The sequence below is a fragment of the Serinicoccus sp. JS2-9 genome (genome assembly GCF_059025165.1).
Map to the genome: position 1 here is coordinate 676930 of NZ_CM180091.1, position 8669 is coordinate 685598.

8 protein-coding genes are annotated in these 8669 nt (G+C 74.1%); 7 read left to right on the forward strand and 1 reads right to left on the reverse strand.

Features of this window, described 5'->3' with window-relative positions:
• Positions 1-6: 6 nt before the first annotated feature.
• The 7 genes from AC5PYY_RS03420 (at position 7) to AC5PYY_RS03450 (ending at position 6823) form a co-directional block, all read left to right on the forward strand.
• Positions 7-1671, forward strand: a complete 1665-nt coding sequence (locus AC5PYY_RS03420) for a cobyric acid synthase (protein WP_493898400.1) — start codon at positions 7-9, stop codon at positions 1669-1671.
• The gene (locus AC5PYY_RS03425; protein WP_493898401.1) at positions 1665-2342 is read left to right on the forward strand and encodes an adenosylcobinamide amidohydrolase; all 678 of its coding nucleotides are present in this window, start codon (positions 1665-1667) and stop codon (positions 2340-2342) included. Before AC5PYY_RS03420 ends, AC5PYY_RS03425 begins: the two co-directional genes overlap by 7 nt.
• Complete coding sequence (locus AC5PYY_RS03430) at positions 2339-3445, forward strand: cobalamin biosynthesis protein CobD/CbiB (protein ID WP_493898402.1); 1107 nt, start codon at positions 2339-2341, stop codon at positions 3443-3445. The genes AC5PYY_RS03425 and AC5PYY_RS03430 overlap by 4 nt, the downstream gene beginning before the upstream one ends.
• The gene (gene cobU, locus AC5PYY_RS03435; protein WP_493898403.1) at positions 3442-3966 is read left to right on the forward strand and encodes a bifunctional adenosylcobinamide kinase/adenosylcobinamide-phosphate guanylyltransferase; all 525 of its coding nucleotides are present in this window, start codon (positions 3442-3444) and stop codon (positions 3964-3966) included. The genes AC5PYY_RS03430 and cobU overlap by 4 nt, the downstream gene beginning before the upstream one ends.
• 5 nt (positions 3967-3971) lie before the next feature.
• Positions 3972-5069, forward strand: coding sequence for a nicotinate-nucleotide--dimethylbenzimidazole phosphoribosyltransferase (cobT, locus tag AC5PYY_RS03440; protein ID WP_493898404.1), 1098 nt, complete (start codon positions 3972-3974; stop codon positions 5067-5069).
• Complete coding sequence (cobS, locus tag AC5PYY_RS03445) at positions 5069-5827, forward strand: adenosylcobinamide-GDP ribazoletransferase (RefSeq protein ID WP_493898405.1); 759 nt, start codon at positions 5069-5071, stop codon at positions 5825-5827. Before cobT ends, cobS begins: the two co-directional genes overlap by 1 nt.
• A 66-nt stretch (positions 5828-5893) precedes the next feature.
• Complete coding sequence (locus AC5PYY_RS03450; RefSeq protein WP_493898406.1) at positions 5894-6823, forward strand: phosphodiesterase; 930 nt, start codon at positions 5894-5896, stop codon at positions 6821-6823.
• A 232-nt stretch (positions 6824-7055) separates the two neighbouring features.
• Here AC5PYY_RS03450 and AC5PYY_RS03455 read toward each other — a convergent pair whose 3' ends face one another.
• A complete protein-coding gene (locus tag AC5PYY_RS03455) occupies positions 7056-8435 on the reverse strand; it encodes an HNH endonuclease signature motif containing protein (protein WP_493898407.1) in 1380 nt (459 codons plus the stop codon).
• Between the last annotated feature and the right edge of the window lie 234 nt (positions 8436-8669).

The following is an 8669-nucleotide window of genomic DNA, read 5'->3' on the forward strand; positions in this document are numbered from 1 at the left end:
GGTGAGGTGGGCGCGCTGCTCGTCGCGGGCGCCACGAGCGGTGCCGGGAAGTCGACCGTGACCTCGGCGCTGTGCCGTGCGCTGGCCCGCCGCGGCCGCGACGTCGCGCCGTTCAAGGCGCAGAACATGTCCAACCACAGCGCCGTCACGCCTGACGGCGGCGAGATCGGGCGTGCTCAGGCGATGCAGGCGCTCGCCGCGCGGGTGGCGCCGGATCGTCGGATGGGGCCGGTCCTCCTCAAGCCCTCGGGCATGCGCTCGCACGTCGTCGTGCTCGGCGAGGAGGTCGCCGTCGACGACGCGGTGGGGTATGGCGATCGCGCCCGCGCCCTGCGCCCGGTCGTCCTCGACGCGCTCACCGGGCTGAGGCGGGAGCACGAGGTCGTCGTGCTCGAGGGCGCCGGCGGTGCCGCCGAGCCGAACCTGTGGGACCGCGACATCGTCAACCTGCCGCTCGCTGCAGCGGCCGGGATCCCCGCGGTGCTCGTCGTCGACATCGACCGGGGCGGGGCCTTCGCTGCGGCCTACGGGACGTGGGCGCTGCTGCCGGAGTGGCTGAGATCGTGCCTGCAGGGCTTCGTGCTCAACGGCATGCGCGGCGACGTCTCGTTGCTCGACCCGGCGATCCGGGACCTGGAGGAGCGGACTGGGCTGCCCGTGCTGGGGGTGCTGCCGCACCTGGGCGAGGAGCCGATGCTCGGCGTGGAGGACTCGCTGGACCTGCGGGCGCCGTGGCGGCGGCCGGAGGGCACTGAGCGAGAGGGCACCGAGCCAGGTGAGGGCACCGACCGGCCGGTGCGGGTCGCCGTGGTGCGCCTGCCTCACCTGGCCAATCCGTCCGACCTGGACCCGCTTGTGCTGGAGCCGTCCGCCGAGCTGCGCTGGGCGACCCGGCCCGGAGACCTGACCGACGCCGACCTCGTCGTGCTGCCCGGATCGCGGGCCACCGTGCACGACCTGCAATGGCTGCGGCGGCAGGGCCTGGATCGCGCGCTCACCCGCGCGGCGGCCGATCCGGACGGATTCTGGATCGTTGGTATCTGCGGGGGCTACCAGATGCTCTGCACGGTCATCGAGGACGAGGTGGAGTCCTGCGCCGGGCGTGTCACCGGGCTCGGGCTGCTGCCCGCCTCGACGACCTTCGGCACGCCGAAGGTCGTCCGGCAGACCGCCGGTCGGGCCGCAGGGGGGCCCGACCGGCCGGTCGCCGGTTATCAGATCCACCTCGGCCGGGTGTCCGTGAGCCAGACCGGCTCAGCGGTCTCGACGGTCTCCGGCGACGGGAGCGACGGTAGCGACGGCGACGGGAGCGACAGGAGCGACGACAGCGACGACAGGGACGGCAGCGACGCGGCCGAAGTCGGGCCGTGGCTGGAGCTGGAGGCCGGGCCGCTGGCCCGGGTGCCGGAGGGGTGCATCCGGGCGGACGGCCGAGTCCGCGGCACGACGGTGCACGGCATCCTCGACGCCGACGCCCTCCGGCACGACCTCCTCGGTGAGGTCGCGAGAGCGCGTGGTCGTGAGGTCATACCCTCGAGCAGGCCGTATGCCGTGGCGCTCGACGAGCACCTCGACCACCTCGCGGAGTGGGTGGAGCGGCATCTGGACCTGGACCGGATCGAGGCACTGGCCGCGAGCGCCACCCCACCGGACGAGGCGCCCGGATGGTGACGATGCGGGTCGAGCGTGCCGCGCGGGCGCTGGTCTGGGAGGTGCCCCCGGGCTGGGTGGCGCTGAGCTCGGCGTCGGTCGGCGGAGGTCTGGTGCGCCCGCGGTGGGTGAGCAATCTGGACGTGGGCGATGCGTTCCGGCGGACGGACCTGGCCGCCTACGCCGGCGAGCGCGCTGCCGAGCTCGGGCTGATGGGACCGGGGACCTCGCTGCTCACCGCGGCCGACGTCACCCAGGTCGAGGAGGCCGAGAACGAGGGGGTGCGGGCCTGGGCGACGGTCGGGGTGACCAAGCCGACGTGGGCGCGACGTCCCTCGTCGGAGCCCGGCCGGGTGGATGGCCCGGGCGACCCGCCACCCCCCGGCACGATCAACATCGTCGTCGCCCTCCCGGTGGCCCTGACCGCCTCGGCACTCGTGCAGGCGCTGGGCACGCTCACGGAGGCCAAGACGCAAGCGCTCGTCGAGGGCGGCGTGCCGGGCACGGGCACCGCGAGCGACGCGGCCGTCGTGCTCTGCCCCGAGGCGCAGGGGGAGGACGCCGAGCCCTTCGCCGGGGTCCGTTCGCCCTGGGGGCAGCGGGTCGCCGAGACCGTGCACGCGGCTGTGGAGCGGGGACTTGCCGCCCACCCGTGGCCGCCCGACGACGTCGCCGCCTCGGTGGTCTGGTGAGCCTGGGCCAGCGTGCGCTCGGGGTCGCAGCCGGGCTGCTGCTCGACCGTGCGCTGGGCGAGCCGCCGGACGCCTGGCACCCGGTGGCGTGGTTCGGGCGGGTGATGGGGCGGGTCGAGAGCGTCGCCTACGCGGACGCGCGCCGCGCCGGGGTCAGGTATGCCGTCGTCGGAGCGGGCCTCGGCGCGCTCGCGGGAAGGGCGCTGGGGCGGCTCGGGGCGCCGGGCGTGGCCGCCGCGGTCGCGACGGCGAGCGCCGGACGGATGTTGCGGCATACCGCGGGGGAGATCCTCTCGATGCTCGACGCCGGTGACCTGGACGCCGCCCGCGAGCGGCTGCCGTGGCTCGTGGGCCGCGACCCGAGCGGGCTGGACGAGTCCGGGATCGCCGCCGCGGTCGTGGAGTCGCTGGCCGAGAACACCGTGGACGCCGTCGTCGCGCCGGCCTTCTGGGGGCTGGTCGCGGGGGCGCCGGGCGTGCTCGCGCACCGGGCGGTCAACACGATGGACGCGATGGTGGGGCACCGCAGCGAGCGCTATGCGCGCTTCGGCTGGGCGGCGGCCCGCACCGACGATGCGATGGCCTGGGTGCCGGCGCGGCTCTTCGCCGGGCTGGTGGCGCTCGACGCCGCCGTATGCCGGGCCTGTGCACGGAACGATCGCCTGTGCACACGATATTCCGTATGCACCGGTCATGGGAGCGTGCACAGACTCGAGGTTGGCCGGGGCAGAGGTGGCCAGAGCGTTCACGGACTCGGGGGTCGAGCGGTCGGAGCGGTGGGCAGGAGCGGCGGGGGCCTGCGGGTGCTCGCCACCGTCCGCCGGTATGCCGGAGCCCACCCCTCCCCCAACGCCGGCGTGGCCGAGGCTGCGGTCGCGGGGGCGCTGGGCGTGGAGCTGGGTGGGCCGCTGCGCTACGGCGAGCGGGTCGAAGACCGGCCCCGGCTCGGCGACGGGCCACGCCCGGTGGCTGCCGACATCGACCGGGCCCGACGCCTCGTCGACCGCGTGGAACTCACGCTCGTCGGCGGGGCCGTGACAGGGTGGATCATCGACACCCTGCGGACCCGCACCCTGCGAGCCTCGAGGAGACGCGACATATGACCCTGACGCTGCTCACCGGCGGCGCCCGCAGCGGGAAGTCGGCACTGGCTGTCCGCCGAGCCACCCGGAGCCGCTCACCCGTCACCTTTGTCGCCACCGCCGAGGTGCGCGACGTGGAGATGGCGCACCGCATCTCCCGGCACCGGGCCGAGCGCCCCGAGGGGTGGGACACCGTGGAGGCGCCGGTGGATCTCGTCGACGCCTGTGCGGCCATCGCCCCGGGCCGCTACGTCGTCGTCGACTGCCTCGCGCTGTGGGTCAGCAACCTCCTGGAGCACGGCGACGACGAGGCGACCACCGTCGCCCGGGCGGGCGACCTCGCGCGGTGGGCGGAGGCATACCGCGGAGATGTCATCGTCGTGAGCAACGAGGTCGGCCTGGGGATCGTGCCCATGCACCCGCTGTCGCGCGACTATCGTGACCGTCTCGGCCGGGTGAACCAGCAGGTGGCGAGGTCTGCCGATCTCGCCCAGCTCGTCGTCGCCGGCCGCACCCTGACCCTGGACCCTGTGGAGGACTGAGCACCATGGCCGTTCCGGCCGACCCCGGCACCACCGCCCGTGACCTGGTGGAGCGCACGATCGCTGCCCTCGGCGGCCCCGACCACGACTCCTCTGCGGCGGTGGCGGGTGCGTTCGACGGCAAGGTGAAGCCCCGGCACAGCCTCGGACGGCTCGAGGAGCTCGCCGCCCGCATCGCCGGCATCCAGCGCACGCGGCAGCCGCGCGTGGACCACCCTGTCGTGGTGGTGTGCGCCGCCGACCATGGGATCGCGCAGGCGGGGGTGAGCGCCTACCCGCAGGAGGTCACCGGGCTCATGCTCGCGAGCTTCGCGACCGGGAAGGCGGCGGTCTCGATCCTCGCGGAGCGGGCCGGAGCACGGCTCGTGGTGGCTGACCTGGGCGTGGTGGATCCGCCTGCGCCGCAACCAGGGTGGGCGCCCATCCTCGACCGCCGGGTGCGCGCCGGGACCGCCAACAGCGCCGATGGACCGGCGATGAGCGTGGCCGAGGCGCAGCTCGCCGTGGCCCACGGCATCCGGCTGGCCGACGAGCTCATCAACGAGGGAGCCGACCTCGTCGCGCTGGGCGAGATGGGGATCGGCAACACGACCACGGCGAGCGTGCTCACCTCCGCGATCCTCGACCGCGACCCGGCGCGTGTGGTCGGCGCGGGGACGGGCGTCACCGGCGAGGTGCTGGCGCACAAGGTCGAGATGGTCGACGCCGTCCTCGCCCGGCATGACGACGTCGACGAGCCCTGGGAGGTGCTCGCGACCATGGGCGGGCTGGAGATCGCGGCACTGGCCGGGGTCACCCTGGGGTGCGCGGCCCGGCAGGTGCCGGTGCTGCTCGACGGCTTCATCGCGTCCGCGGGTGCGCTCATGGCCTGGCGGCTCGCGCCGCGCTGCGCCGACGCGATGATCGCTGCGCACCGCTCCACCGAGCCGGGGCACACCATGCAGCTGCAGGAGCTCGGGCTGGAGCCGTTGCTCGATCTGGGTATGCACCTGGGCGAGGGCAGCGGCGCCGCGCTGGCGATCCCCCTCGTCCGGTCGGCGCTGGCGCTGCTGGAGGACATGGGCGAGCTGGCCGATCTCGGGCTGGGTGGGGACAGGGGCTGATGCTCGGGGCGCTGCTCGACGCGACCGCGTTCCTCACCAGGGTCCCGGTGCCGGAGCGGCGGGCCTTCGACCTGGCGCGGGCGGTCTGGGCCTTCCCGGTTGTCGGGGCGGCGGTCGGCGTGCTCGTGGGTGGGGTCGCCGTGGGTTCGGGTCTGGTGCTGCCCGCGCTCGCTGCCGCGGTGCTGGCGGTGACGGCGGAGGTGGTGCTCACCGGCGCGCTGCACCTCGACGGGCTGGCCGACTGCGCCGACGGATCCGGGGGCCGGGACCGGGAGTCGCGGCTGCGGATCATGAAGGACCACGCGGTGGGGGTCTACGGCGCAGCGGCCGTGGTCCTGGCGCTGCTGCTGCAGGTCGCGCTGCTGGCGGGGCTGCTCGATGCGCTGGACGGGTGGCGGCTGCTGGCGGTGACCGGGGCGGCTGGGGCGCTGGCCCGGGCGGAGATGCTCGTCCCAGCACTTCGGCTGCCCTACGCGCGGGACGAGGGGACCGGGCGAGAGCTCGTGGCCGGCCTACGGCGCCCGCTGGTGCTCGTGGCGGTGCTCCTCGGACTGGCCTGCGCCGGCGTGACCTGGGCCGTCGTCGGCGCCGGGCCGGCGGTCTGGATGGTGCTGGCCGCAGCAGCGGTGCCCTGGCTGGTGCAGGCCTGGGCGCGGCGGACGCTGGGCGGCGTCACCGGCGACGTGCTCGGCGCGGGCGCCGTCCTGGTGCAGCTGGCGGCGCTGCTGGCGGCGCTCGCTGCCCTGCCCGTCGCCTGACGCTCCCATCACCCACCGAGCGTCGGGGGCAACCATGCGCGGCGCCCGGTCGGTAGATTGGCGGCCGTGAGCCAGCCTCCGGAGTCCTTCGGTCAGCACCCCCTCCCGCGCTACACGATCGCCCACGTGAGCGACACCCACCTGCTCGCCGGTGGGGTGCGCCAGTTCGGCGCGATCGACACGAGCGAGAGACTGCGGCCCGCGCTGGAGCGGCTCACCCGGCTCGACCCCGCGCCGCAGGCGATCGTCGTCACCGGTGACCTAGCCGACCTCGGCGAGCCGGCGGCATACCGTGAGTTGAGATCGCTCATGGAGCCGATCGCCGAGCAGCTCGGGGCGCAGGTGATCTGGGTCATCGGCAACCACGACGAGCGGCCGGCCTATGCGGCTGAGCTGTTCGGGGAGGAGGTCGGCGCCGAGGACACCCAGGACAGGGTCTACGAGGTCGACGGGCTGCGGGTCATCTCGCTGGACACCACAGTGCCGGGATACCACCACGGCGAGCTGCGCCAGGAGCAGTTGACGTGGCTGGCCGAGATCCTGGCGACGCCGGCCGAGCACGGCACCATCCTCGCGCTGCACCACCCGCCTATCCCGGTGCCGATGGTGCCGGCGGCTTCCATCATCGAGCTGCTCGACCAGGACCGACTCGCGGCAGTGATCGAGGGCAGCGACGTGGTGAGCATCTTGGGGGGGCACTTCCACTACTCGTCGCACTCGACCTTCGCCGGCATCCCGGTGTCCGTGGCCGCAGCGACGTGCTATCTCGAGGACCCGGCGCCACTGGATCGGCTCACCTCAGCGGTCGACGCACACCAGTCGGTCAACCTCGTGCACGTGTATGACGATCGCGTCGTCCACTCGATCGTGCCGGTGGCCGAGGGACCGGAGGTCGCGGGTCACCCAGCGGCTGTGCTGCAGCAACTGGCGGCACTCAGCCCGGAGGAGCGGCTCGAGCTGGTGTCGTCGAAGACGTCGCCGCTCAACGCGACCTGAGGCCGGCGTCGGGGCCGCTGAATCCAGGCTTCCGCACCGGAACATGGCGTGCTCCAAAGCATCCAGCACCAGCGGCGAGACTTTCCCTCAGGCCGCGAGGCGCCCGGCCCGCTGCGCACCCCCGACGTGCGCCCTGCCATGCGCCCCTACCGTGCGCCTCTGACTGCGTGCTCTCGCTCATCTGCACATGCCTGTGAGCCGACCCTGTGGGGTCGGCTTCGGGGCGTGGTGGTCACAGGTGCCAGGTGACGGTGCCGCCGGTGATGGTCGCGGTGAGGTCGTGCAGGTGGACGTGCGTGTGGTGCCTGCCGCACAGGAGGGCGAGGTTGGTCAGGTCCGTGGTGCCGCCGCGGGCCCAATGGGTGATGTGGTGGGAGTCGCACCACTGCGGCAGCGCGGAGCACCCGGGGAACGTGCACCCACCATCGCGCACCGCGAGGGCTTTCCACTGCGCCGGGGACGCGAACCTCGCTGTGCGCCCCAACGCGAGCGGCTCCCCGTCGGGCGAGACCCATACCGGTGTCACGTCCCCGGTGCACGCGGCCTGGGCGGCGGCGCGGGGTGGGACGTAGTCCCCTCCAGCGGTGAACGCCGGGCCCCCACCCTGGGCACCCTTCGCGGGGTCGAACGGGATCAGCAGCATCACGCTCGCTCGCGCGGTCGAGGGGCCAGCGCCCGGGTTGGACAGGCCCCGGTCGATCACCGTGACCAGCGCGTCGAAGCGGCGTTGCCCCGCCGACCGGGTATCCACCTCCACGACGTGCCCGTGCTCGTCAGTGACCGGCACCGGTGCCGCCAACGCGGAAGTCAGGACCCCGGTGATCGTGGCCGCCGCCCCCGCGGGGGCGTCGATCGTGAACCTCGTCAAGCTCGCTGACCCCCGCCCCACCGTCCGGGTCGTCACCCGGCGCAGCTCGTGCGCGGTGCGCTCGCCCTCGCCCGGGGCCTTGCCCTCCAGCAGGTCTTCGATCAGCCGGTGGCACACCTTCGCCAGGTCCCGGTCCGACACGCCCCGGTTCGCCGCCGCAGCGGTCGCGATCGCCGTGTACTCCCCCAGCTGGTCCACCTCGAGTGAGGTCCTCAGTCGGGTCATGGTGCGGGCCACCAGCGCGGCCCGGTACACCGGGACCGTGCCCGCCGCGACCGCGTCCCCGATCGCGGCCATCGCCGGGTTCGTCGACGCTTTCACGACCGCCGCGATCTGGGACGCCTCCTGAACCGACGTCCACGGGCACCTCGCCCGCAGCCAGTCCACCAACGACAACGACAACGCCGTGTGCAGGCCCCGTGCGTGGGCTTCGCGGACCATCGTGAACGTCACCGCCCCCAGCTGGGTCGACACCTCACCCAACGCCTCGACCGAGGCGACCAGGTCCTCCTCCAGGACCGTGACCGCCTCATCCCGGGTGAGCCAGGCCCGGCCCAGGCCCCGCCGCGCCGCGGTCACCCCACCCGACAGTTCCTGCTCCGGCCGGTCATGCCCCGCCGCGTAAGACGCGGCGACCTCATCCATCAACGCCCGATACGCCCCCGGCCCCAACGCCCCCACATCCACATACCCCGCCCACGGATCCCCACCGAACAGGTCACCCACGCTGGCATCGCTATCCATGTGGGGATCGTCGACACCGTCGGCGCCGCAACTCGAGTCAGCATCACCGCTCGAGCGAGCGGCGCCGAGGTCAGCACCGCCCTCCGCGGCGCTCTCCGATGCCGGGTCGGCATCGGCGCCGCAGGCATCGGGCCACGGGTCCGCACCAGCCACGCCGGTAGACGCGGCGTCGCCCCACCGGCCCCGCGCGGCGGCGAAGATCGCCTCCAGCCACCCCGACCCCTCGCCTCGTCC